This is a genomic window from Pseudonocardia sp. DR1-2 (genome assembly GCF_023717215.1).
GTDB lineage: Bacteria > Actinomycetota > Actinomycetes > Mycobacteriales > Pseudonocardiaceae > Pseudonocardia > Pseudonocardia alni.
This window is the reverse complement of sequence record NZ_JAMQOF010000001.1, coordinates 678548-701837: the sequence shown is the minus strand read 5'-3', so window position 1 is coordinate 701837 and position 23290 is coordinate 678548. Positions and strand designations below refer to the sequence as shown.

The following is a 23290-nucleotide window of genomic DNA, read 5'->3' as shown; positions in this document are numbered from 1 at the left end:
GTTGTCGCAGCGGGATACCGGCGACCGGGTCACGGTGCGCGCCGACACTGGGCGCTGCGGGTGAACCGGAGCTGTTTGCGATTGAGGCGCGCAGAGTCGGGGAATCCGGGGTGCACAACAGAACGACACGGACTTCTGCACGGACCGGGCGCTGGGGAGCCTTCCGGTCCGTCGGCCCCGGGTCCGGGGTGCGACCGCTTCGGGGGTGGTCGCACCCCGGACCCGTTCCTCGACATCCCCGACCTGCGGGCGGTCGCGGCGCGCCCGATCCTGCGGGCTCGGATGAACTCCCGACATCGAGCGCTTACCCTGTGGGAATGACCGAGCCCGGAACCGTTGCGCCGCTGGCGCTCGACGAGCAGCTCTGTTTCGCGCTCCACTCCGCGTCCCGTGCGATGACCGGGTGCTACCGCCCGATCCTCGACTCCATCGGCCTGACCTACAGCCAGTACGCGGTTCTGCTCGTGCTGTGGGCCGAGGAGACGGTGCCCCAGCGGGAGCTCGGCGAGCGGATGTTCCTCGACAGCGGCACGTTGTCGCCGATGCTGACCCGGCTGGAGGGTCACGGGCTGGTCACCCGCGCCCGTCGCCCGGACGACGAGCGCACCGTGCAGGTGTCGCTGACCGAGAAGGGCAAGGCGCTGCGCGAGCAGGCCGCGGCCGCGCAGGACCAGGTCATCAAGGCCACCGGCATGTCGATGGACGAGCTGTTCCGCCTCCGCGACGACCTGCAGCGGCTCGCGTCCCGGCTCCGGTCCGCCGAGCCGGAGGCCGCTCCCGCCTGACCGTCGCGCCGCCCCGTCCGACCGCGGCCGGCGTGGATCGTTGCGCGGGTATATGCTTGCCGACAGGCAAACATATGGAGCGTGCATGAGCGGCCTCGACCCCGACGAGCTGGCGCGGCTGCGCACGGACCTGGCCCGGATCGCCCGGGGCCTGGACCGGGCCACCCGCGGCTCCGACCTCACCCGCAGCGCCCTGTCGGTACTCGGCACCGTCGCCGTCCGCGGCCCGATCGGGATGGGGGAGCTCGCCGCCGTCGAGGGCGTCAACCCCACCATGCTGTCGCGTCTGGCGGGCAAGCTGGAGGCCGCCGGGCTGCTCGTCCGCGACACCGACCCCGACGACGGTCGCGCCGTACGCGTCGCGGTCACCGAGGCCGGTGCTGCCGAGCACCGCCGACGCCGCGAGGAACGCACCCGGCTGCTCGCCGCCCACGTCGACGCCCTGACCTCCGACCACACCGCGCGGCTGCGGGCCGCGCTGCCCGCGCTCGACGCGCTCGCCGGGGCCCTGCGGGACGCCCGGTGAGCGCCGGCCCGGACCAGGTGTCCCGCCGGGCGCTCGCCCGCACCTTCGCCGCGCTGTCCGGTCACAACTACCGGCTCTGGATCGGCGGCCAGTCGATCTCGCTGGTCGGTACCTGGATGCAGTCGATCGCCCAGTCCTGGCTGGTGTACGAGCTGACCGGGTCCGCCGCGGTGCTCGGCACCGTCGTCGCCGTGCAGACCGTGCCCACCCTGCTCCTGGGCCCCTACGCCGGGGTGTGGGTGGACCGCCTCGACCGGCGACGGCTGATGGTCGGCCTGCAGACGATGATGGGCCTGCAGGCCGCCGCACTCGCCGTGCTCACCCTCACCGGCACCGTCGCGCTCTGGCACGTCTACGTGCTGGCCGCGGTGCTCGGGCTGAACAAGGCCGTCGAGAACCCGGCCCGGCAGACCTTCGTGCACGAGCTGGTCGGGCCCGGGGACCTGCGCAACGCGGTCACCCTCAACTCGGTCCTGGTCAACGCCGCGCGCGCGGTCGGACCGGCCGTCGCCGGGCTGGTCATCGTCGCGGGCGGGACCGGTATCTGCTTCGCGGTGAACGCGATCAGCTTCGTCGCCGTCGTGACCTCGCTGCTGCGCCTGGACACCTCCGCGCTCATGCCCACCGCTCCGGCGCCCCGGGCGCCCGGGCAGCTGCGTGAGGGGTTCGCCCACGTGCGCGACAACCCCGAGCTACGGGTGCCGCTGGTGATGATGGCGCTGATCGGATGCCTGGCCTACGAGTTCCCGGTGGTGCTGCCGGTGGTGGCCTCGCAGACCTTCGGCGGCGACGCGGCCACCTACGGCTGGCTCACCGGCGCGATGGGCGTCGGGGCGGTCGTCGGGGGGCTCGTCGTCGCCGGGCACGGACGGACCGGGGTGCCGATGCTGGTGCGGACCGCGCTGCTGTTCGGCCTGGTCCTGGGCCTGGCCGCGGTCGCGCCGTCGCTGTGGGTCGCGCTGGTCGCGATGGGGCTGGTCGGGATGGCCAGCGTCGCGTTCATGGCCGGCGGCAACTCGACGCTGCAGCTGGCGTCGGCCCCGCACATGCGGGGCCGGGTGATGGCGCTGTGGTCGGTGGCCTTCCTCGGGTCCACCCCGATCGGCGGTCCGGTCGCCGGCTGGGTCAGCGAGCAGTGGGGCGGTCGCGGCGGGCTCGCCCTGGGTGCGGCGGCCTGCCTGGTCGCGGCCGCGATCGGCCTGCCCACGGCGCGCCGCGCCGCCCGGGCGGAGGCCGCCGGGTGAGCACGCCCGGCCGGCCCGCGGTGCTCGCGGCGGTCGCCGCCGGCGGGGTGGTGGGCGCCGAGGCGCGCTGGCTGCTCGGGCTCGTCGGCCCGCCCGCCCCGTGGACGACGCTGCTCATCAACGTCACCGGCTGCCTGCTGATGGGGGTGCTGATGGTGCTGGTCACCGAGCGGTTCCGGGCCCACCCGCTCGTCCGCCCGGCGCTGGGCGTCGGGGTGCTCGGGGGCTACACCACGTTCTCCACCTACGCCGTCGACGTCGCCGCGCCGGCGTTCGGCTCGCCGGGGTCGACGGCGCTGATGGTCGGCACCCCGGTGCTCGCCGTCGCCGCGACGGCGCTCGGCGCGGCGCTGACCCGCGCGTTCGCCGGGGACGGAGCCCGGTGACGGCGCTGCTCGTCGCCCTCGGTGCGGCCGTCGGGGCGCCGCTGCGCTACCTCGTCGACACCGCGGTGAAGGCACGCACGCCCTCGGCGTTCCCGTGGGGCACCTGGGTGATCAACGTGGCCGGGTCCTTCGTGCTCGGCGGCGTGGTGGCGCTGACCCCGCTGTTCGGGCCGGGGTTCGCCGCGCTGCTCGGCACCGGGTTCTGCGGGGCGTTCACCACCTACAGCACCTTCGGCTGGGAGACGCTGTCGCTGCTCGAACGCGGCCGCACCGCGCTCGCCGTGGGCTACGCGGCGGCGAGCGCGGTCGTCGGCGTCGCGGCCGCACTGGCCGGGCACGCGCTGCTCACCGTCGTCGCCGGCTGAACCGGGTCGGGTCCGGCCGGGTCAGCGGATCCGGCCGCCGGTGGCGATCCGCAGCAGGTCACGGGCGGTGCCGCGGGGTGAGGTGCCCTCCCGCCAGACGGCGCGGAACTCCCGGGTCAGGTCCAGACCGCGGACGTCGACGACGACCAGCGACCCGGCCGCGACGTCGGCGCCGACCACCGCCCGCCCCAGCACCGCGGGGCCCTCACCGGCGCGGACCGCCGCACGCAGGGCGGCGTCCGCGGCGTACTCGCGCCGCGGCGGCACGGGCTCACCGGCACCGGCGGCGTCGAGCACGGCCTCCAGCGCGGGCCGGGCCCCGGCACCCGGCGGACGGGTGAGCAGCGGGGTGCGGGCCAGCTGTGCGGCGTCGACGCCCTCGGACCCGGCCCACGGGTGGCCGGGGGCGACGACGAGCACCAGCGGGTCCGATCCCACCGTCGCCGCGTGCAGGTCCTCCAGCGGGCCGGGCGTGGACACCACACCGACCGCCGCGTCACCGGACCGGACCGCCGCCGCCGGATCCGGCGTGTCGCGCAGCACGACCCGCCCGCCCGGACCGTCGCGCAGCTCGACCAGCCAGGCCTGCAGCAGACACTCCGCCACCACCGGGTTCGCGGCCAGGACGACGGTGTCCTCCCCGGCCGGCTCGTCGCGCAGCGCCGCGACCGCGACGTCCAGGTCGGACGCGGCTGCCAGCAGCGGGCCCGCCCACTCCACGAGCAGGACCCCGCGGGTGGTGAGCCTGCTGGACCGCCGCCCCCGGCGTGCACGTTCGAGCACCGGGCCCCCGGCCTGCTGCTCGGCGGCCCGGATCCGCGCGGACGCGGCCTGCACCGTCAGCCCGAGCCCCTCGGCCGCGGCGGACATGCTCCCGGTGCAGGCGATGTCACGGAGCAGGGCGAGAGCGGTCAGGTCGGGGACGCGTGCGGGTGCGGTGGCCATCGGGACCAGCCTAGGTGGCGGGCGGGGTCACACTCCGAGCAGCCCGCGCAGGTAGGCCGCCTGGCCGGCGTGCTGGAGGTCGTCGCCGACCACGCTGACCAGGCGTTCGCCGAGGGTCACGTTCTCCCCCCAGGTGGGCGGCAGGACGCGGGACAGGTCGTCGTCGGCGAGGCCCGCGAGGTGTCCGACGGTGCGCTCGTGCACCGCCGCGCCGTAGCCGGCCAGCAGGTCCGCGGTCGTGCGCACGGCGTCGACCTGCGACGACGTGTGCCCGAACCCGGTGTCGGCGACGTCGAGGTCCAGTCCGAAGCGTTGCGCCCAGCCCTCGCCGGTCCAGACCTGGTCGGACCCGAACGCCTCGGCGACGTGGTCGTCCTGCACCCGCAGCAGGTGCCACACCAGCCAGCCGATCGGGTTGCCGGGGCCGTCCGCACCCTCCGGGCGGCGGGCGAGGTCGGCCTCGGACAGGCCGTCCACCACCTCGCGCACGAGCTCGTCGATCCGGCCGACGTGGTCGGTCAGCAGTTCCGCGGTCGTCGTCATGGGGCGGGCTTTCCCGTATGCGGGCCCCCGCATGCGGGTTACGGTGGTCGGCGGTGACCGAGAACGTGAGGACCCACAGCGCGCACTGGGGCGTGTTCCACGCCCGCTGGGACGGCAGCAGGCTGCGGGTCCGCCCGCACCCGGGCGACCCGGACCCGTCCCCGGTGCTGGACAACATCCCCGCGGCCGTCGGGCACGCCGCCCGGGTCGCCGCGCCCGCGGTGCGCCGCGGCTGGTGGGACCGCGGCCCGGGCCGTGACCCCGGTCGTGGGCGCGACGGCTACCGCACCGTGTCCTGGGACGCCGTGCTCGACCGGCTCGCCGAGGAGACCCACCGGGTCCGCTCCACCCACGGCGACGAGGCCGTCTACGGCGGCTCCTACGGCTGGGCGTCGGCCGGTCGCTTCCACCACGCCCAGGGCCAGCTGCACCGGTTCCTCGCGCTGACCGGGGGCTACACCCGCTCGGTCAACACCTACTCCGGCGGCGCCGCCGAGGTGGTGCTGCCGCACGTGCTGGGCACCTTCGACGCGGTGACCCGCTACGCGGTGACCTGGGACCAGGTCGCGGCGCACACCGACACCGTCGTCGCGTTCGGCGGGATGGCGCTGAAGAACTCCGCGATCGCCGCGGGCGGGGTCAGCCGGCACGTCGAGCGCGGGGCCATGCGCGCCGCCCGCGACCGGGGCGCGGTGTTCGTGCTGGTCAGCCCGCTGCGTCCGGACCTGCCGGAGGAGGTCGACGCCACCTGGCTGCCGATCCGGCCCGGCACCGACGTCGCGCTGATGCTGGCGCTCATGCACACCGTCGTGGCGGCGGGGCGGGCCGACACCGACTTCCTCGCCTCGCACTGCGACGGCTGGGACCGGCTGCGCGAGTACCTGTTCGCCGCCCCGGCGCGCGACGCCGGATGGGCCGAGGGCGTCACCGGCATCCCCGCGGCGACGATCCGCGAGCTGGCCTGGCGGATCGCGCACGGCCGCACCCTGGTGACCGTCGCGCAGTCGCTGCAGCGCGCCGAGCACGGCGAGCAGCCGGTCTGGGGCGGGACGGCGCTCGCCGCGGTGCTCGGCCAGATCGGCCTGCCCGGCGGCGGCTTCAACTACGGCCTCGGGTCGCTCGGGCACTACGGGCGCCCGCGCAACGCGGTGCCGGTGCCCACGTTCTCCCGGGCGCCGAACCCGGTGACCTCGTTCATCCCGGTCGCGCGGGTCGCGGACATGCTGCTGCACCCGGGGGAGACCTACTCCTACCAGGGCGTCGGGCACACCTACCCGCACGTGCGGATGGCGTGGTGGGCCGGCGGCAACCCGTTCCACCACCACCAGGACCTGCGCCGGATGCGGCGCGCGGTCGCCGAGCTGGACACGTTCGTCGTCCACGACCCGATGTGGACGGCCACCGCGCGGCACGCCGACGTCGTGCTGCCGTCCACGACGACCCTCGAACGCGACGACATCGGCGCCACCAGCTCCGACCCGCTCGTCGTCGCGATGAAGCAGCTGGTGCCCCGGCACGGCGAGGCCCGCGACGACTACGACGTGCTCGCCGACCTGGCCGTGCGGCTCGGGCACGGCGAGGCCTTCACCGAGGGCCGGACGTCGCACGAGTGGCTGGTCCACATGTACGACCGCACCCGCAAGGGCCTGGCCGACCGCGGGCTCGACGCGCCGTCGTTCGAGGAGTTCTGGGAGCGCGGCGAGCTGGAGCTGCCCCAGCGCCCCGACGACGGCGGGGTGCTGGCCCGCTTCCGCGCCGACCCCGTCGCGCACCCGCTGCCGACGGCCTCCGGCCGCGTCCAGGTCGGGTCCGGCCCGATCGCCGCGCTCGGGCTGCCCGACCACCCCGGTCACCCGGCGTGGATCGAGCCGACCGAGGTCCCCGACGACCGGCACCCGTTCTGGCTGGTCTCCAACCAGCCGGCGACCCGGCTGCACTCCCAGCTCGACTTCGGCGCCCACTCGGCCGGGTCGAAACGCTCCGGGCGCGAGGTCGTGCGCATCCACCCCGACGACGCCGCCCGGCTCGGCATCGGCGACGGCGACGTCGTCCGCCTCCACAACGACCGGGGCGCCTGCCTGGCCGCGGCGCGGGTCACCGACGACATCCGGCCCGGCGTGCTCCAGCTGCCGACCGGGGCGTGGTGGGACCCGCGCCCCGACCCGGACCGTCCCGAGCTCGGCGACGACGGCCTCTGCGTGCACGGCAACCCGAACGCCGTGACCCGCGACCGGGGGACGTCGGGCTTCGCGCAGGGGTGCAGCGGTCAGCTGTGCGCGGTCGCGGTGGAGCCGTACCGCCACGAGGCCCCGGAGGTCACCGCGCACACCCCGCCGGTCACACCGGCTTCGCCGTGACCGGCTGGGCCAGGTCCCGCTCGATCTCCTCCAGGCTCCGGCCCTTCGTCTCGGGTAGCAGCCGGGTCGCGTAGACGTAGGCGGCCGCCGTCGTCACCGCGAAGAACAGGAAGTTCCAGCCCGCGCCGAACGCCTCGAGCAGCGACGGGAACAGCAGCGCGACGGTCATGTTGAACAGCCAGTTGAACGTCACACAGAACGCGACCGCGCCGGCGCGGACCCGCAGCGGGAACAGCTCCGGCAGCAGCACCCACTGCACCGGGCCCCAGGAGATCGAGAACGAGGCGATGTAGACGACGATCCCGCCCAGCGTCAGCCCGAGCAGCAGCGGTCCCTGCTCCAGCCCGACCAGGTTGGTGACGGCCAGGACGATCATCGCCAGGCACATGCCGACCGCGCCCCAGCGCAGCAGCGGGCGTCGCCCGGCGCGGTCGATCAGCCACATCCCGGGCAGCGTCATCAGCATGTTCACCGCGCCGATGCCCACGTTGGCGCCGATCGCGCCGGTCGCCCCGAAGCCGACGTCGGTGAGCAGGGTCGGCGCGTAGTAGATGATCGTGTTGATGCCGACGAAGTTCTGGAAGAAGACCAGCAGCATCCCGATGAGGGTCAGCCGCCGCAGCCGCGGGGAGAACAGCGTCCCGATCGCGACCTTCTCGGTGTTCTCCCGCTCGACGCGCACGCTCTCCCGGATCTCCGACAGCTCGGCCTCGGCCGCCTCCGGGGTGCCGCGCAGCCGCTCCAGGACGACCCGCGCGTCCTCCTCGCCGCCGTCGGGCTTCTGCGCGACTAGCCAGCGGGGGCTCTCGGGCTGGGTGTAGATGCCGATGGCGAGGATGACCGCGGGGATCACGCCGAGACCGATCATCCAGCGCCAGTCCCGGGACTCGGCGAAGGCGAAGTCGGTGACGTAGGCCAGGAAGATCCCGACGGTCACCAGCAGCTGCATCAGCGACGTCAGCCGTCCGCGGATGCGGGCCGGGGCCAGCTCGGACAGGTACATCGGCACGACCACCGACACGATGCCGACGCCGACGCCCATCACGAACCGGAACCCGACGAGCATCGCGACGTTCACCCCGAGGGCGGCGCCGAGCGTGCCGATGACGAACACGATCCCGCCGAGCAGGATCAGCAGCCGCCGGCCGAGGGTGTCGGCGAGCTTGCCGGAGACGCCCGCCCCGAGCATCGCGCCGACCAGCAGCCCGGACACCACCGTGCCCTGTTCCAGCGACGACAGCGGGATGTCGTCGGGGATGAACAGGATCGCCCCGGAGATGACGCCCGTGTCGTACCCCCACAGGATTCCGCCGAGTGCCCCGAAGAACCAGATCGCCCACTGCGACGGCCGCTTCGCCGTCTGTGCCCCCGAACCCATCGGCCGATCCTCCGGTGGCCCGTTACGGCCCGCAACAGGAGACGTCAGGCGACGTGTCGTGAGGCGTCCAGCCGGCGGCATGTCGCCGTAGATCGTCTGGAACTATCCGTTCTGGTCGAGCCAGGCCCGGACCTCGGCGGAGTCGGCGCCCAGCGGCGGGGGAGAGCGGCGGTAGGACGGTGGGGTGGCCGACCAGGTGACCGGGTTGCGGACGGTCGGGACGGCGGCGGCGTCGTCGGCCCGGACGACCGGGTCGAGGCCGAGCTCCTCGGCGAGGGCGACACCGCCGTCGACGGTGTTGATCGGGCCGCAGGGCACGCCTGCGGCGGTGATCGCGTCGTACCACTCCTGGGCGGTGCGGGTGGCGAGGCGGGCGCGCAGCCGCTGCTCGATCTCCTCCCGGTGGCCGATCCGGTCGGACATGCTCGCGAAGCGCGGGTCCTCGGCCATGGCCGGGTCGCCGAGGACGGTCGCGAGCTTGCGGAACTGGCCGTCGTTGCCGGCGATGACGATGAGGTCGCCGTCCGCGGTGGGCATCGGCTGGTACGGGAAGACGCTGGGATGGGCGTTGCCCATCCGGCGGCCGACCGCGCCCGCGGCGACGTAGGCCTCGGTCTGGTTGACCAGGGTGGACATCGCGACCGACAGCAGGTTGGTCTCCAGCAGCTGGCCCTGCCCGGTCCGCTCGCGGTGCCGCAGCGCCGCGCCGACCGCGAGTGCGGCGTGGAGCCCGGTCAGGACGTCGAACACCGCGACCCCTGCGCGGAACGGCGGCCCGTCGACGTCGCCGGTCAGGCTCATCAGCCCGGACACCGCCTGGACGAGCAGGTCGTAGCCGGCCAGGTGGGCGCCGCCGCGGGCGCCGAACCCGGTGATCGAGCAGTACACGACCCCCGGGTTGCCGGCCGAGACGCTGTCGTGGTCCAGCCCGAACCGCGCCGCCCCGCCCGGCCGGAAGTTCTCGACGACGACGTCGGCCCGCCGCGCCAGCTCGCGTGCCGCCGCGAGGTCGCCCGGGTCGGTCAGGTCGAGCACCACGGACCGCTTGTTCCGGTTGATCGACAGGTAGTAGGTGGAGATGTCGCCCTGCTCGGGGTCGCTGACCACCGGCGGCTTCCAGGTGCGGGTGTCGTCGCCGCCCGGACCCTCGACCTTGATCACCGTCGCGCCGAGGTCGGCCAGCATCATCGTGGCGTAGGGCCCGGCGAGGACGCGGGAGAAGTCGGCGACCAGAACGCCGTCCAGCGGTCCGCCGGTGGGGTCGTCGCCGAGCGGGGAATGATCCACGTCCCGGCACGCTAGCCGCGTCGCCGCACCGGCGACAGTCGCGACGCGGCTCACGGTGGGTCGGGTGCGAGGTAGGTGTGTCCGGTGGGACTGGTGGTCGTGACCCCGTCCGGGCCACGGGCCACGTGCCAGCCGGGTTGTTCGCGGACGTGGTCGGTGCAGTCGCCGCAGTGGTGAGGCCGTTCGCCGACCTCGGGGGCCGGGCCTCAGCTCCGAGCGGCGTCGCGGGCCACCGCATCGGCGAGCCGCGATGCCACGGCCGAGGCACCGACCGGCTCGGCCTGGGCGTTCACGACCGTCACGTCGTCGCGTCCCGACGTGTAGTGGCGCCCCGTCCAGCGCACCCCATCCGGTGTCCGCAGCTCCCGGACGTTGCCGGTGCCGTAGGTGTCGACGAGCCTCTTCAACCCGATCGCGTCGGCCGTCTCTGGCATCTCGACCGCGGCGACGGCGACCACCACCCGGGCGCCGCCCTCCCGCACCTCGAAGGACGCCCGGCCGACCCCGACACACGGGGTCCCGGCGAAGAAGTCGCGCACGCGTCCATAGGACACGGATGCGCAGTCGGTCCGGACGTCGCCGTCGAGCCGGCGGACCTCCCGCCCCGCGCGGGACAGCCGTCGTGCCGTGCCGTCCTGGCTCCGGTTCTTCGCCCGGACGCTTCGCGGGGCTGATGCGCCGGACCCTGACGAACCGGCCGCGGCCGTCGAACCCGACCCGGCGACCCCGCCGGCCGCGCCGCTGCCCAGGCCTCCGCCGGACACGGCGAGCCACAGGGCCAACAGCAACGCGCCGACGCCCGTGCTCGCCTTCACGAACCGCCCGTCCGGGCCGCGCTCCTTGTGCCGTGCCAACCGTCCCCCACCCGTCGGTCCACGCGGAGTCGTCGCGGGGGGACGGGGCGTTACCTACTCCACGTCCCCGTCGACGTAGAACCACCGCCCGTCCTCCCGGACGAACCGGCTGCGCTCGGCCAGCACCCCGTCCGTCCGATGCGCCCGGAACTCGACGGTCCCGTCGGCGGAGAACATCGTCCCGCCCGAGCGCGCCACGATCTCCAGCCCCGTCCACACCGACCCCGGCTCCAGCCGCAACCGTCGCGGCCGCGTCGACGGGTGCCACGACGCCAGCAGGTACGCACGGTCGCCCCGCACGAAGGCGGTGTAGCGGCTGCGCATCAGCGCCTCCGCCGTGGCGGCGGGGCGCCCGGCGAGCACGGGGGCGCAGCAGGTGTCCTCGGGGCGGCCGGTACCGCAGGGGCAGAGCACGGTCGTCGAGCATGCACCATCCGGCACGTGTGAGGTGCCCGACCGACCCGGAGGGACAGTTGACCACCTCTGCGGACGTGTGGTCGTCTCATCCGTCGCCGTGCCGTGTACCGCAGGAGGATTGCCGACGTGACGGACTTCTACGATGTCTTGCACTCCCGCCGCGACGTCCGCACCGGCTTCCGGCCCGACCCGGTCGACGACGAGGTCCTCACCCGCGTCCTGCAGGCCGCGCACGCCGCCCCGAGCGTCGGGTTCTCCCAGCCCTGGGACTTCGTCCTGGTCCGCGACGCGGGCGTCCGCGAGCGCGTGCACGCCCTCGTCTCCGCCCAGCGCGACCGTTACGCGGCGTCGCTGCCCGCCGCCCGTGCCGAGGCGCTGCGCGCGATCCGGGTGGAGGCGATCCGCGAGACCCCGCTGAACGTCGTCGTGACCGCCGACGCCACCCGCGGCGGCCGGCACACCCTCGGTCGCCACGAACGCCCCGAGATGGGCCCGTACTCCGCCGCGCTCGCGGTGCAGAACCTGTGGCTGGCCGCCCGCGCCGAGGGCCTCGGGGTCGGCTGGGTGTCGTTCTTCGGCGACGACGGTCTCACCGAGCTCGGCGCGCTGCTCGGGCTGCCCGCGCACGTCGAGGTCGTCGCCTACCTGTGCGTCGGGCACGTCGACGCCTTCCCCGACCGGCCCGAGCTGGAGCAGCACGGCTGGGCCCGGCGGCGCCCGCTGGACTGGGCGGTGCACCAGGACACCTGGGGCGCCCGCGGGCTGCCCGGCGCCGCGCCCACCGCCCTGCTGGAGTCCACCGTGGACGCCGTCGCACCGGTCGACGGGGTCGCCCGGGCCGCGGCCCGCGACCGGCTCGACCGGATGACCAAGCCGCGCGGCGCGCTCGGCCGGGTGGAGGACGTGGCCGTCGCGCTCGCCGGGATCGCCGGGGCCGAGGTGCCGCCGGTGCCGTCCCCGGCCGCCGTCGCGATCTTCGCCGGCGACCACGGCGTGCACGCCCAGGGCGTCACCCCGTGGCCGCAGGAGGTCACCGCACAGATGGTCGCGAACTTCACCGCGGGCGGTGCGGTGGTGAACGCGTTCGCCCGCCAGCTCGGGGCGGAGGTCCTCGTCGTCGACGTCGGGGTGGCCGCCGAGCTCGACCCGGTGCCCGGCCTGCTGCCCCGCAAGGTCGCCCGCGGCACCGCCGACATGACCACCGGCCCGGCCATGACCCGCGAGCAGGCCCGCGCCGCGCTCGAGCACGGTATCGAGGTCGCCCGCGACCTGGTCGCCGCCGGGAACCGCTGCCTGCTCACCGGGGACATGGGCATCGCCAACACCACCGCCGCGGCCGCGCTGGTGTGCGCGTTCACCGGCGCCGAGCCGGCCGTCGCGACCGGGCGCGGCACCGGCGTCGACGACGAGACCCTGGCCCGCAAGACCGACGTCGTCCGCCGCGCCCTGGAGCTGCACCGGCCCGACCCGGGCGACCCGCTCGGGGTGCTCGCCGCCGTCGGCGGGCTGGAGCACGCGGGGCTGGCCGGGTTCGTCCTGGGCGCCGCCGCGCTGCGCGTCCCGGTGGTGCTCGACGGCGTCATCGCCGGCTCCGCCGCCCTGGTCGCCGCCGCGTTCACCCCGGACGTCGCCGGCTACTGCCTGGGCGGGCACCGCTCCGCCGAGCCGGGCGGCGCGCTCGCCCTGGACCACCTCGGCCTCGCGCCGCTGCTGGAGCTCGACATGCGCCTCGGCGAGGGCACCGGCGCGCTGCTCGCGCTGCCGGTGCTGCAGGGCGCGGCGCGGGCGATGGCCGACGTCGCCACCTTCGACGCCGCCGGGGTCACGGACAAGACCGGTGGGTGACCCGCTCACCGTCGTCGGGGTCGGCGCCGACGGCTGGGCCGGGCTGCCGGAGACCCACCGCGACGCGCTGCGCGACGCCGAGGTGCTGCTCGGCGGGCCCCGCCAGCTCGACCTGCTGCCCGCCGACGTGGCGGGGGAGCGGCAGGCGTGGCCGTCGCCGCTGGTCCCGGCGCTGCCGGGGATCCTCGACTCCCTCGCCGACCGGCGCGTCGCGGTGCTCGCCTCCGGCGACCCGATGTTCTTCGGGATCGGCGCCACGCTGGCCCGCGTCGCCGGGCCGGACCGGCTGCGGGTGCTGACCCACCCGTCGTCGGTGGCGCTGGCCTGCGCCCGGCTGGGCTGGGGCTCGGAGCACGTGGCGGTGCTGAGCGTCGTCGGCCGCCCGCTCGACGCGCTGCGCCGGGCGCTGGCCGCGGGCGCCCGGCTGGTCGTGCTCTCGGCCGGAGCCGGGTCACCCACCGAGATCGCCGGGCTGCTCTCCGGCGCCGGATGGGGCGGCTCGCGGATGACGGTGCTGGAGCGGCTCGGCGCGCCCGACGAGCGCCGGGTGTCCACCACCGCCGCGGCCTGGCGGGGCGACGCGGACGCGCTGAACGTCGTCGCGCTCGAGTGCGTCCCCGACGCCGGGCTCGTCCCGCCGGGGGAGACGCCCGGCCTGCCCGACGACACCTACGACCACGACGGTCAGCTCACCAAGCGCGAGGTCCGCGCCGTCACCCTCGCCCACCTCGCGCCGCGCGCGGGGGAGCTGCTGTGGGACATCGGCGCCGGGTCCGGGTCGATCGGCATCGAGTGGATGCGGGCGCACCCGCGGTGCCGCGCGATCGCCGTCGAGACCCGCCCCGAGCGCGCCGACCGGGTCGCCGCCAACGCCGCGGCGCTCGGTGTCCCCGGCCTGCGGGTGGTGACCGGTCCCGCGCCGGACGTGCTGACCGGGCTGGAACGGCCCGACGTCGTGTTCGTCGGCGGCGGGCTGACCCGGGAGGGTGTCCTCGACGCCTGTCTGGCCGCGCTGGGCCCGGGCGGTCGCCTGGTCGCCAACGCGGTCACCGTCCAGACCGAGGCGGCCCTGGCCGCCGCCCACGCCGCCCACGGCGGGGACCTTGTACGGGTGCAGGTCGCCCGCGCCGTCCCCGTCGGCGGCTTCCACGGATGGCGCCCCGCCATGCCCGTGACCCTGTGGAGCTGGAGGAACGTGCTGTGAGGACCGAGCTGTGACGGTGCACTTCATCGGGGCCGGACCCGGTGCGGTCGACCTGCTGACGCTGCGGGCCCGCGACCTCATCGCGGCCGCGCCGGTCTGCCTCTACGCGGGCAGCCTGGTGCCGCCGGAGATGCTGGAGATCTGCCCGCCCGGGGCCCGCACCGTCGACACCGCGCTGATGACGCTCGACGAGATCACGGGCGAGATGGTGCGCGCGCACCGGCACGGGCTCGACGTCGCCCGCCTCGCCTCGGGGGACCCGTCGGTGTTCTCGGCGATGGCCGAGCAGATGCGCCGCCTGGAGGCCGAGGGCGTGCCCTACGACGTGTGCCCCGGCGTCCCCGCCTACGCGGCGGCGGCCGCGGCCCTGGGCCGCGAGCTCACCGTCCCCACGGTCGCCCAGACCGTCACCCTCACCCGGATCGCCGCGCGCGCGACCCCGATGCCGGAGAACGAGGGACTCGACAAGCTGGGCGCCGCCGGCGGCACCGTGGTGCTGCACCTGGCCGTGCACCGGATCGCCGAGGTCGTCGACGCCCTGGCCCCCTCCTACGGCGGCGACTGCCCGGCCGCGGTGGTGGCACACGCGTCGCGTGCGCACGAGATCGTGCTGCGGGGGACCCTGGAGCAGATGCCCAAGGCCGTCGACGAGGCCGGGATCCAGCGTACCGCCGTGATCATCGTCGGTGAGGCGCTGGCGGCCCGGCACTTCCCGGACTCGCATCTCTACAGCTCGGACCGCTGCCGGAGCTGAGGCCCGACCGTTCGTCCCCCGCTCGCCGCGCGCAGCCGCGATCTCGCCGCGCAAAGATCATCCGATGCGTCTGCGCATGGCCCACTTGACACACCCGATCGGTGGATCGGATCCGTGTGGGAAGGGGAGAGCCGTGCACATCAGGAGTGTCGTCACCGGGGTCGTGGCCGCGGTCGGGATCGCGCTGGCCGGTGTCGTCGCCGCGCCCACGGCGGCCGCCGCGCCCGCCCCGCCGACCGGGTGCCCGCAGATCGAGGCGATCGCCGTGCGCGCCAGCACCGAGGCCCAGGGCGGCGGGAGCATCGCCGGTCCGCTGGCGTCGTCGATCCAGTCACGGTCGACACAGACCGTCCGGACCCACGACCTGGTCTACCCGGCGACGCTGAGCAACTACGCGAGCAGCGTGCGCCAGGGGGTGTCCGCGCTGCGCAGCCGGCTGTCGTCGACGTCGTCGCAGTGCCCGTCCACCCGGTTCGTGCTGATCGGGTACTCGCAGGGCGCCCAGGTCGTCGGGGACACCCTGGCCGGCGGGGGCGTCCCCGGAGCCGACCGGATCCCGGCGGTGGTGCTGTTCGGCGACCCGACCTTCAACGGCCGTGAGAGCTACAACACCGGCAGCTACTCCGCGGCCCGCAACGGCGTGTTCCCGCGCTCGCGCGGCGCGCTATCGGCCTACGCGTCGTCGATCCGTTCCTACTGCAACGCCACCGACAACTTCTGCCAGAACGGGGCGAGCGGCGCCGGCCACTACCGCTACGCGAGCGACCGCACCGCCGCCACCACGTTCGCCCTGGGGCGGATCGGGGGCTGACCCGGCTCAGTAGTCCTCGTGCCAGGCCCGGCCGTCGCGCTCGATCAGCGCGGTGGCCGAGGCCGGGCCGTGGCTGCCCGCGGTGTAGGGGCGCGGCCGCTGATCGGTGGCCTCCCAGGTCCGCAGGATCGGCTCGGCCCAGCGCCACGCGGCCTCGATCTCGTCGCGGCGCATGAACAGCGTCGGGTTGCCGCGCAGCACGTCCATGAGCAGCCGCTCGTAGGCGTCGGGCAGCCGGTCGCCGAAGGTGCGGGCGAAGCTCAGGTCCAGCGGTGCCGGGATCGGGCGGATCCCGCCGGGGCCGGGCTGCTTGGCCGTCATGTGCAGGCGGACGCCCTCGTCGGGCTGCAGCCGCAGGACGAGCCGGTTGGCCGGGATCTCCTCGCCGAACGCCGGGAAGATCGAGTGCGGGACCGGCTTGAACTGCACCACGATCTCCGACGCGTGCGTCGCCAGTCGCTTGCCGGTGCGCAGGTAGAACGGCACCCCGGCCCAGCGCCAGTTGGCGACCTCGGCGCGCAGGGCCACGAAGGTCTCGGTCGAGGAGCGCTCCCGCTCACGCGGGGTCCCGGCGCGGGACTCGGCCAGCTCGGTGGCGTAGCCGGGCACGGCGGTGCCGTCGACGAGGCCCTCGGCGTACTGCCCGCGCACGGTGTCGCGCACGACGTCGGGACCGTCGAGCGGCCGCAGCGACTGCAGGACCTTGAGCTTCTCGTCGCGCACGCCCTCGCCGTCGATCTTGGCCGGCGGCTCCATCGCGACCAGGCACAGCAGCTGCAGCAGGTGGTTCTGCACCATGTCGCGCAGCGCGCCGGAGCCGTCGTAGTAGTCGGCGCGGTTCCCGACGCCGATCGACTCGGCGACGGTGATCTGCACGTGGTCGATCTGCGAGGCGTTCCACAGCGGCTCGAACAGGGAGTTGCCGAAGCGCAGGACCAGCAGGTTCTGCACCGTCTCCTTCCCGAGGTAGTGGTCGATCCGGTAGATCTGCTCCTCGGCGAAGACCGAGCCGACCTCGTCGTTGATCGCCTGCGCCGAGGCCAGGTCGGTGCCCAGCGGCTTCTCCAGCACGACGCGGGTGCGGTCGTCGACGATGCCGGCGGCCGCGCTGCCGACGCAGATCCGCCCGAACAGCTGCGGGGCGGAGGCGAGGTAGAGCACCCGGGTGCGCCCCGGGGAGGGTGCCCCGATCAGCTCCGACAGCAGCGACCAGTCGTCGTCGGCGACGTCGAGGGTCACGTGGTGCAGCCGGTCCAGGAAGCGGTGGTGCTGCGCGTCGTCGGCGCAGGCGTCGGGTCCGGCCCAGCGCGGCGCGGTGCGCCGCAGCTCGGAGTCGACCTTGTCGCGGTAGCCGGGGTCGTCGAGCCCGGATCGGGACACGGCGACGATGCGGGTGTCGTCGGCGAGCTGGCCGTCGCGGTCGCGGAGGTAGAGCGCGGGCAGCAGCTTGCGCATCGCGAGATCGCCGGTGCCGCCGAACACGACGACGTCGGCGGGGTCCATGACGGGAAGGGGGTGCGGCACGAGCCGTCTCCTCGGTAAGCGAACGGGTTCGGGTCGAGCGGTGCCAGGGCCCGCGTGACGGGGCACTTCCGTACTGTACCGATTCCGTTCCGCTCGCGAAAGGCGGAAGGGTCTCGGTCAGGCCAGCCGGCCCGCGCCGTCCGACGGCGTGCCCGGGAACACGATCGGCTCGGCCCAGCCGCGCTGCGCGAAGGCCTCCCGCACCGAGGCGGTGACCGCGGCCGCCCCGTCGGCCTCGACCAGCGCGATCACGCAGCCGCCGAAGCCGCCGCCGGTCATCCGCGCGCCGGTCGCGCCGCCGTCGCGGGCCGCCTCGACGGCCACGTCGACGTGCGGGACGGTGATCTCGAAGTCGTCGCGCATCGAGGTGTGCGAGGCGTCGAGCAGCGGCCCGATCGCCCGCGGGTCCGCGCCGCCCGACAGCAGCCGCACGGTCTCGACGACCCGGGCGTTCTCGGTCACGATGTGCCGGGCCCGGCGCCGGATCCGCTCGTCGGCGATCCGGGGCAGGTCGTCCGGGCCCGCGTCCCGCAGGGCCGGGACGCCGAGGGCGGCGGCCGCGGCCTCGCAGTCGGCGCGCCGGGCGCCGTACTCGCCCGAGGCGTGCGCGTGCGGCGCCCGGGTGTCGACGACCAGCAGCTCCAGGTCGTGCGCCGGCAGGTCGAACGGGACCAGCTCGACGGTGTCACCGCGGGTGTCGAGGAACACCAGCCGGCCGGCGCGCCCGTGCATCGAGGCCATCTGGTCCATGCCGCCGGTGGGGGCGCCGACGAACTCGTTCTCCGCGCGCCGCGCGATCCGGGCCAGCGTGGTCGGGTCGACGTCGGCCCCGGCGAGCCCGGCGAGCGCGACGCCGACCGCGCACTCCACCGCCGCCGACGACGACAGCCCGGCCCCGACCGGCACGTCGGAGTCCAGCTCCAGCTCCACCTCGCCCACCGGGTAGCCGGCCTCGCGGAACGCCCAGCAGGTTCCGGCCACGTAGGCCGCCCAGCCGGGCACCTCGCCGGGCACCACCGAGGCCGCGGAGAACTCCACCGGGGCGCCCGGCTCCTGCACCGACCGGACCCGGCTGCGGCCCCCGGCCGCGGGTGCCGCGGCGACGACGGCCCGGTGCGGCAGCGCGAAGGGCAGCACGAAGCCGTCGTTGTAGTCGGTGTGCTCGCCGATCAGGTTGACCCGCCCGGGGGCGAACCAGACCCCGGTCGGGGCCGCCCCGTGACGGGTGGTGAAGGCGTCGGCGACGGTGGACATGGCAGCTCCGGACGTACTGGTGCGTGGTCGGTGGCATGGTCGGGACGGATCCCGCGGCGGGTGGCCGGGGGCGCGGGCACGGTAGCCGACCCCTGCGCCGGGTGGCCGGGGCGCCGGGGCACGATGACGGCCGTGCCCGACACCGCCGCCCGCCTCGACACCGCCCTGACCGACCCGGTGGCCTCCGCCCTGCGCGGGCGGCTGGCCGGCTTCGGCGCGACCCGTGGTGCCGCGGTGCGCTTCGACCCGGAGGTGTCGCCGTTCGCGGCGCTCCCGCTCGACGCCGACGGGCACGGCAGCGCCGGGGACTGGGCCGACCTCGCGGCGCTCTGCGCGCCGGGAAGCGAGGTCGTGGTGGTGCGCGCCGCCGCCGGGCCGCCGCGGATCCCGGCGGGCTGGGAGCTGCTGCGCGCGTTCCCCGGGGTGCAGATGGACGGCGTCGCCGTGCCGGGCGCGGCCGCGGACGACCTCGTCGAGCTGGGGCCGTCGGACCGGGCGGAGATGGCGGAGCTGACCGGTCGTACCCGGCCCGGGCCCTGGCTGGCGCGCACCGCCGAGCTGGGCCGCTACCTCGGCGTCCGCCACGACGGCCGGCTGGTCGCGATGGCGGGGGAGCGCATGCGCATCGGCGGCGACGGCGCCGCCGGGGCGACCGAGATCAGCGCTGTCTGCACCGCGCCGGAGTTCCGGGGCCGGGGGCTGGCCCGCCGCCTGGTCGACGCCGTCGCCGCCGGGATCGTCGCCCGCGGCGAGCGCCCGGTGCTGCACGCGGCCGCGGACAACCGCGGCGCGATCCGGCTCTACGAGGCGATGGGGTTCACGCTGTCGCGCACGATGCGGTTCGACCTGCTCCGCGCGCCGCACCGCTGAGCGGCTCAGGCCGACAGGGCGGTGTCGACGGAGCCGGGGGAGAGCACCTCGTCGAGCACCAGGATCGCGCAGCCCATCACGCCCGACCGCCCGCTGAGCAGGCCCGGCTCGATGCGCAGGTTCTGGGTGGCCGCGGCCATCGAGCGCCGGTAGATCGCCTCCCGCACGCCCGCGACGAGTGGGTCGAACGCCCCGACCAGGTCCCCGCCGATCGCGACCAGCGCGGGGTTGACCAGGTTCACCGCGGCGGCGAGGACCTCGCCGAGCCGGCGCCCGGCGATGCGCACCAGCCGCACCGCGTCCGGGTCGCCCTGCTTGACCAGGGCGACGACGTCGGCGATCGCGGTGACCGGCTGCCCGCACTCGGCGAGGTCGCGCACCAGGGCGCGGCCCGAGGCCAGCACCTCCAGGCAGTCGATGTTGCCGCAGCCGCAGCCGATGCCCGGCCCGTCGTGGACCGGGGTGTGCCCGATCTCGCCGGCCGCGCCCCAGGCGCCGCGCTGCAGCACCCCGCCGCAGACGAGCCCGGCGCCGACCCCGGAACCGATCTTGACCATCAGCAGGTCGTCGACGTCGGGGTGGGCGTCGTGCTCGGCCAGGGCCATGACGTTCACGTCGTTGTCGACCAGCACCGGGGCGGGGAAGCGGGCGGTGAGCAGCGGCGGCAGCGCGATCCGCTCCCAGCCGGGCAGCGCGGGGACACCCACCGACCAGCCGCGCGCGCCGTCGACGGTGCCGGGGATCGACAGCCCGATGCCGCGGATCGTGGCGTCGTCGACCCCGGCGGTGAGCAGCAGCTTCTCCAGCCGGATGACCGCCTCGGAGAGCAGGTGCTCCGGCCCGGCGGAGGCGGGGATGTCCACGACCTCCTCGGCGAGCACCGCGCCGGACAGGTCGCACACGGCGGCCTTGGACCGGCTGACGCCGACCGACAGCGCCAGCACGGTGCCGCCCGCGGCGTTGAACTCCAGGCGCGCGGCGGGCCGACCGCCGGTCGCGGCGGCGCCGACCACCTCGGTGACCAGGCCGTCGGCGAGCAGCCGGTCGACGCGTGCGGCGACCGCGGTCCGGGACAGGCCGGTCTCGCGACCGATCTCGGTCCGGGTCCCGGCCACGCCGTCCCGGACCAGCCGGAAGATCTCGCCCGCCGTGGCGGGCGCGCTGGTCGGGGTGCGTCCTCGCATTCGTCCAGTGAACCACAGGGCTTCGACCTGGTGAAACGCTGATCGGGTCTCACTAACGTCTTGTGAGTACATAAGTCAGTCGGTAGAGTGCTTATCGAACGGTTCGCCACGCACCCCACCACCTGGAGATCGACGTACCGTGACCGCTTCCGTGCCGCTGCACCCCGTCGTCGACGCCGTCACCCGGCGGGTCACCGCCCGCTCGGCCACCACCCGCGCCGCCTACCTCGAGCGCATCCGCGCGGCGGCCGCCGCGGGGCCCGCGGCCGGCCCCGGCCGCGCCGACCTCGGCTGCGCCAACCTCGCCCACGCGGTCGCCGCGTGCGGGCCGGACAAGCTGACCCTCACCGCGTCGCCCGCCCGCAACATCGGCATCGTCACCGCCTACAACGACATGCTCTCGGCCCACCAGCCGTTCGAGACCTACCCCGGGCGGATCAAGGCCGCGGCCCGTGCCGCGGGCGGGGTCGCCCAGGTCGCCGGCGGGGTCCCCGCCATGTGCGACGGCATCACCCAGGGCCGCGCCGGCATGGAGCTGTCGCTGTTCTCCCGCGACGTCATCGCCCTGTCCACCGCCGTCGCGCTGAGCCACGACATGTTCGACGCCGCGGTGCTGCTCGGGGTCTGCGACAAGATCGTCCCCGGGCTGGTGATGGGCGCGCTGTCCTTCGGGCACCTGCCGGTGCTGCTCGCACCCGCCGGTCCGATGACCTCGGGCCTGCCGAACAAGGAGAAGGCCCGCGTCCGGCAGGCGTTCGCCGCGGGCGAGGCCGACCGCGCCGAGCTGCTCGAGGCGGAGTCGGCCAGCTACCACGGACCCGGGACCTGCACCTTCTTCGGCACCGCGAACTCCAACCAGCTGCTGATGGAGGTCATGGGCCTGCACCTGCCGGGGTCGTCGTTCGTCAACCCCGGCACCGCGCTGCGCGACGCCCTGACCGACGAGGTCGCCCGCCGCGCGCTCGACGCCGCGGGTGACCCGGACAAGGCGATGGGTGCGGTTGTCGACGAGAAGGCGGTGGTCAACGGGATCGTCGCGCTGCTGGCCACCGGCGGCTCCACCAACCACACGATGCACCTGGTCGCGATGGCCGCCGCCGCGGGCGTGCAGATCACCTGGGACGACTTCTCGGACCTGTCCACCGTCGTGCCGCTGCTGGCCCGGATCTACCCCAACGGCACGGCGGACGTGAACCACTTCCACGCCGCCGGCGGGATGCAGTTGCTCATCCGCGAGCTGCTCGACCACGGCCTGGCCCACGACGACGTCCGCACCGTCGACGGCCCCGGCCTGTCCCGCTACACCCGCGAGCCCTTCCTCGACGGGGACACCCTCGTGTGGCGTGAGGGCGCCACGGAGAGCCTGGACAAGTCGGTGCTGCGCTCGGTCGCCGACCCGTTCTCCCCGGACGGCGGGCTGCGCGTGCTGCACGGCAACCTGGGCCGCTCGGTGGTCAAGACCTCCGCCGTCGAGCCCGACCACCGCGTCGTCGAGGCGCCGGCCGTGGTCTTCGACGACCAGGACGACCTGCTGGCCGCGTTCGCCGCGGGCGAGCTCGACGGGCGGGACCTGGTCGCCGTCGTCCGGTACCAGGGACCGCGCGCCAACGGCATGCCCGAGCTGCACAAGCTGACCCCCGCGCTGGGGCTGCTGCAGGACCGCGGGCACCAGGTCGCGATCGTCACCGACGGCCGCATGTCCGGCGCCTCGGGCAAGGTGCCCGCCGCGCTGCACGTCACCCCGGAGGCCGCGCAGGGCGGACCGCTGCGGAACGTGCGCGACGGCGACCCGGTACGCCTGGACACCCTGAACGGCACCCTGTCCCTGCTGGTCGACGCCGACGAGTTCGACGCCCGCGAGCCCGCCCGGCCCGCCGGCCCGTCCGGTCCGACGACGGGCACCGGACGTGAGCTGTTCGCGGCGTTCCGCGCCGCGGTCGGACCCGCCGACACCGGTGCGACCGTCGTCCTGCCCCACTGAGGGACCGGTCGAGAGACCGTCCCGTCCGAGAGGAACCATGAGCGAGAAGCTGCTGGAGCTGGCCCCCGTCGTCCCCGTCGTCGTGCTGCACGACGCCACGACGGCCGTCCCGCTCGCCCGTGCCCTGGTGGACGGCGGGCTGCCGGTCATCGAGGTGACCCTGCGGACCCCGGCCGCGCTCGAGGCCGTCCGCCGGATCGCGGCCGAGGTGCCCGACGCGGTCGTCGGCACCGGGACCGTCCGCACCCCCGACGACGTGCGTGCCTCGGTCGACGCGGGCGCCCGCTTCCTGGTCAGCCCCGGTGCGACGCCGCGGCTGCTCGACGCGATGGAGGACTCCGGGCTGGACTTCCTCCCCGGCACCGCGACGATCTCGGAGATGATGGCCGTCGCCGAGCGCGGCCACACCGCCTGCAAGTTCTTCCCCGCCGAGGCCGCGGGCGGGCGCCCGTTCCTGGCATCGGTCGCCGGGCCGCTGCCGGACCTGCGGTTCTGCCCGACCGGTGGGATCACCGTCGACTCGGCACCGGGCTACCTGACCCTGCCCAACGTCTCCTGCGTCGGGGGCTCCTGGCTCACCCCGGCCGACGCCGTCGCCGCGGGGGAGTTCGACCGGATCCGCGGTCTCGCCGCGGCCGCCGCCGCGCTGGGCTGACGGCGCGGGACCACGAGCACGGCCCTGGCCGCCGCCACGGCCAGCAGGAGGTAGACCAGGATCAGCGCCCACCCGGCGATGTCGCTCATCGCGTCATCGTGCGCCCGCGGCGACACCGACG

At 75.3% G+C, this 23290-nt stretch carries 22 protein-coding genes; 13 read left to right on the top strand and 9 right to left on the bottom strand.

The window, feature by feature from the left end; genetic code table 11:
- Positions 1-317: 317 nt before the first annotated feature.
- From ND486_RS03235 to crcB, 5 genes are all read left to right on the top strand, one after another.
- Positions 318-785: a MarR family winged helix-turn-helix transcriptional regulator gene (locus ND486_RS03235; protein WP_062394777.1), complete on the top strand. Its 468-nt coding sequence runs from the start codon at positions 318-320 to the stop codon at positions 783-785.
- An 85-nt stretch (positions 786-870) separates the two neighbouring features.
- Positions 871-1311 carry a MarR family winged helix-turn-helix transcriptional regulator gene (locus ND486_RS03230; protein ID WP_062394780.1) on the top strand — a complete coding sequence of 147 codons (441 nt, stop codon included), beginning with the start codon at positions 871-873 and terminating at the stop codon, positions 1309-1311.
- A complete protein-coding gene (locus tag ND486_RS03225; RefSeq protein WP_251782752.1) occupies positions 1308-2555 on the top strand; it encodes an MFS transporter in 1248 nt (415 codons plus the stop codon). The genes ND486_RS03230 and ND486_RS03225 overlap by 4 nt, the downstream gene beginning before the upstream one ends.
- Positions 2552-2941, top strand: a complete 390-nt coding sequence (locus tag ND486_RS03220) for a CrcB family protein (protein WP_251782751.1) — start codon at positions 2552-2554, stop codon at positions 2939-2941. Before ND486_RS03225 ends, ND486_RS03220 begins: the two co-directional genes overlap by 4 nt.
- Positions 2938-3306, top strand: coding sequence for a fluoride efflux transporter CrcB (gene crcB, locus ND486_RS03215; RefSeq protein ID WP_208825434.1), 369 nt, complete (start codon positions 2938-2940; stop codon positions 3304-3306). The genes ND486_RS03220 and crcB overlap by 4 nt, the downstream gene beginning before the upstream one ends.
- Positions 3307-3327: 21 nt before the next feature.
- Here the strand turns inward: crcB and ND486_RS03210 are convergent, their stop codons facing one another.
- Together ND486_RS03210 and ND486_RS03205 are read right to left on the bottom strand one after the other, a co-directional pair.
- On the bottom strand, positions 3328-4251 hold the full coding sequence (locus ND486_RS03210; RefSeq protein WP_251782750.1) for a LysR family transcriptional regulator: 924 nt from the start codon (positions 4249-4251) through the stop codon (positions 3328-3330).
- 27 nt (positions 4252-4278) lie between these two features.
- Positions 4279-4794 (bottom strand): DUF664 domain-containing protein, encoded by a 516-nt coding sequence (locus tag ND486_RS03205; RefSeq protein ID WP_178372899.1) that lies wholly within the window; start codon positions 4792-4794, stop codon positions 4279-4281.
- A 53-nt stretch (positions 4795-4847) separates the two neighbouring features.
- On the opposite strand from ND486_RS03205, the gene ND486_RS03200 reads away from it, so the two are divergent.
- Positions 4848-7151, top strand: coding sequence for a molybdopterin-dependent oxidoreductase (locus ND486_RS03200; protein ID WP_251782749.1), 2304 nt, complete (start codon positions 4848-4850; stop codon positions 7149-7151).
- On the opposite strand, the gene ND486_RS03195 is transcribed toward ND486_RS03200, so the two are convergent.
- From ND486_RS03195 to ND486_RS03180, 4 genes are all read right to left on the bottom strand, one after another.
- Complete coding sequence (locus tag ND486_RS03195; protein WP_251782748.1) at positions 7132-8529, bottom strand: sugar porter family MFS transporter; 1398 nt, start codon at positions 8527-8529, stop codon at positions 7132-7134. The genes ND486_RS03200 and ND486_RS03195 overlap by 20 nt on opposite strands.
- Positions 8530-8631: 102 nt before the next feature.
- Positions 8632-9816, bottom strand: a complete 1185-nt coding sequence (locus ND486_RS03190; RefSeq protein ID WP_251782747.1) for a CoA transferase — start codon at positions 9814-9816, stop codon at positions 8632-8634.
- A gap of 206 nt (positions 9817-10022) precedes the next feature.
- Positions 10023-10355: a hypothetical protein gene (locus tag ND486_RS03185; protein ID WP_251782746.1), complete on the bottom strand. Its 333-nt coding sequence runs from the start codon at positions 10353-10355 to the stop codon at positions 10023-10025.
- A 369-nt stretch (positions 10356-10724) separates the two neighbouring features.
- Positions 10725-11084, bottom strand: coding sequence for a YchJ family metal-binding protein (locus ND486_RS03180; protein ID WP_224402566.1), 360 nt, complete (start codon positions 11082-11084; stop codon positions 10725-10727).
- Positions 11085-11213: 129 nt separating this feature from the next.
- On the opposite strand from ND486_RS03180, the gene cobT reads away from it, so the two are divergent.
- The 4 genes from cobT to ND486_RS03155 all read left to right on the top strand — a co-directional run bounded on the left by cobT (position 11214) and on the right by ND486_RS03155 (position 15701).
- Positions 11214-12932, top strand: coding sequence for a nicotinate-nucleotide--dimethylbenzimidazole phosphoribosyltransferase (gene cobT / locus ND486_RS29530; RefSeq protein ID WP_308215797.1), 1719 nt, complete (start codon positions 11214-11216; stop codon positions 12930-12932).
- The gene (gene cbiE, locus ND486_RS03165) at positions 12925-14136 is read left to right on the top strand and encodes a precorrin-6y C5,15-methyltransferase (decarboxylating) subunit CbiE (protein WP_251782745.1); all 1212 of its coding nucleotides are present in this window, start codon (positions 12925-12927) and stop codon (positions 14134-14136) included. The genes cobT and cbiE overlap by 8 nt, the downstream gene beginning before the upstream one ends.
- A 10-nt stretch (positions 14137-14146) precedes the next feature.
- Positions 14147-14890, top strand: coding sequence for a precorrin-4 C(11)-methyltransferase (gene cobM, locus ND486_RS03160; RefSeq protein ID WP_208825452.1), 744 nt, complete (start codon positions 14147-14149; stop codon positions 14888-14890).
- A 133-nt stretch (positions 14891-15023) separates the two neighbouring features.
- Positions 15024-15701 (top strand): cutinase family protein, encoded by a 678-nt coding sequence (locus tag ND486_RS03155; protein ID WP_251782744.1) that lies wholly within the window; start codon positions 15024-15026, stop codon positions 15699-15701.
- Between the two features lie 6 nt (positions 15702-15707).
- Here the strand turns inward: ND486_RS03155 and zwf are convergent, their stop codons facing one another.
- A complete protein-coding gene (zwf, locus tag ND486_RS03150; protein WP_251782743.1) occupies positions 15708-17225 on the bottom strand; it encodes a glucose-6-phosphate dehydrogenase in 1518 nt (505 codons plus the stop codon).
- 117 nt (positions 17226-17342) lie between these two features.
- Positions 17343-18479 carry a galactokinase gene (galK, locus tag ND486_RS03145; protein ID WP_251782742.1) on the bottom strand — a complete coding sequence of 379 codons (1137 nt, stop codon included), beginning with the start codon at positions 18477-18479 and terminating at the stop codon, positions 17343-17345.
- 132 nt (positions 18480-18611) lie between these two features.
- Here galK and ND486_RS03140 point away from each other — a divergent pair, with 132 nt between their 5' ends.
- Positions 18612-19349 (top strand): GNAT family N-acetyltransferase, encoded by a 738-nt coding sequence (locus ND486_RS03140; RefSeq protein WP_251782741.1) that lies wholly within the window; start codon positions 18612-18614, stop codon positions 19347-19349.
- Positions 19350-19354: 5 nt separating this feature from the next.
- Here ND486_RS03140 and ND486_RS03135 read toward each other — a convergent pair whose 3' ends face one another.
- On the bottom strand, positions 19355-20533 hold the full coding sequence (locus tag ND486_RS03135) for an ROK family transcriptional regulator (RefSeq protein WP_100877827.1): 1179 nt from the start codon (positions 20531-20533) through the stop codon (positions 19355-19357).
- Positions 20534-20672: 139 nt separating this feature from the next.
- Between ND486_RS03135 and edd the strand changes: the two genes are divergently transcribed.
- Together edd and eda are read left to right on the top strand one after the other, a co-directional pair.
- A complete protein-coding gene (gene edd, locus ND486_RS03130; protein WP_251782740.1) occupies positions 20673-22514 on the top strand; it encodes a phosphogluconate dehydratase in 1842 nt (613 codons plus the stop codon).
- A 37-nt stretch (positions 22515-22551) separates the two neighbouring features.
- Positions 22552-23169: a bifunctional 4-hydroxy-2-oxoglutarate aldolase/2-dehydro-3-deoxy-phosphogluconate aldolase gene (gene eda, locus ND486_RS03125; RefSeq protein ID WP_251782739.1), complete on the top strand. Its 618-nt coding sequence runs from the start codon at positions 22552-22554 to the stop codon at positions 23167-23169.
- Positions 23170-23290 lie beyond the last annotated feature (121 nt).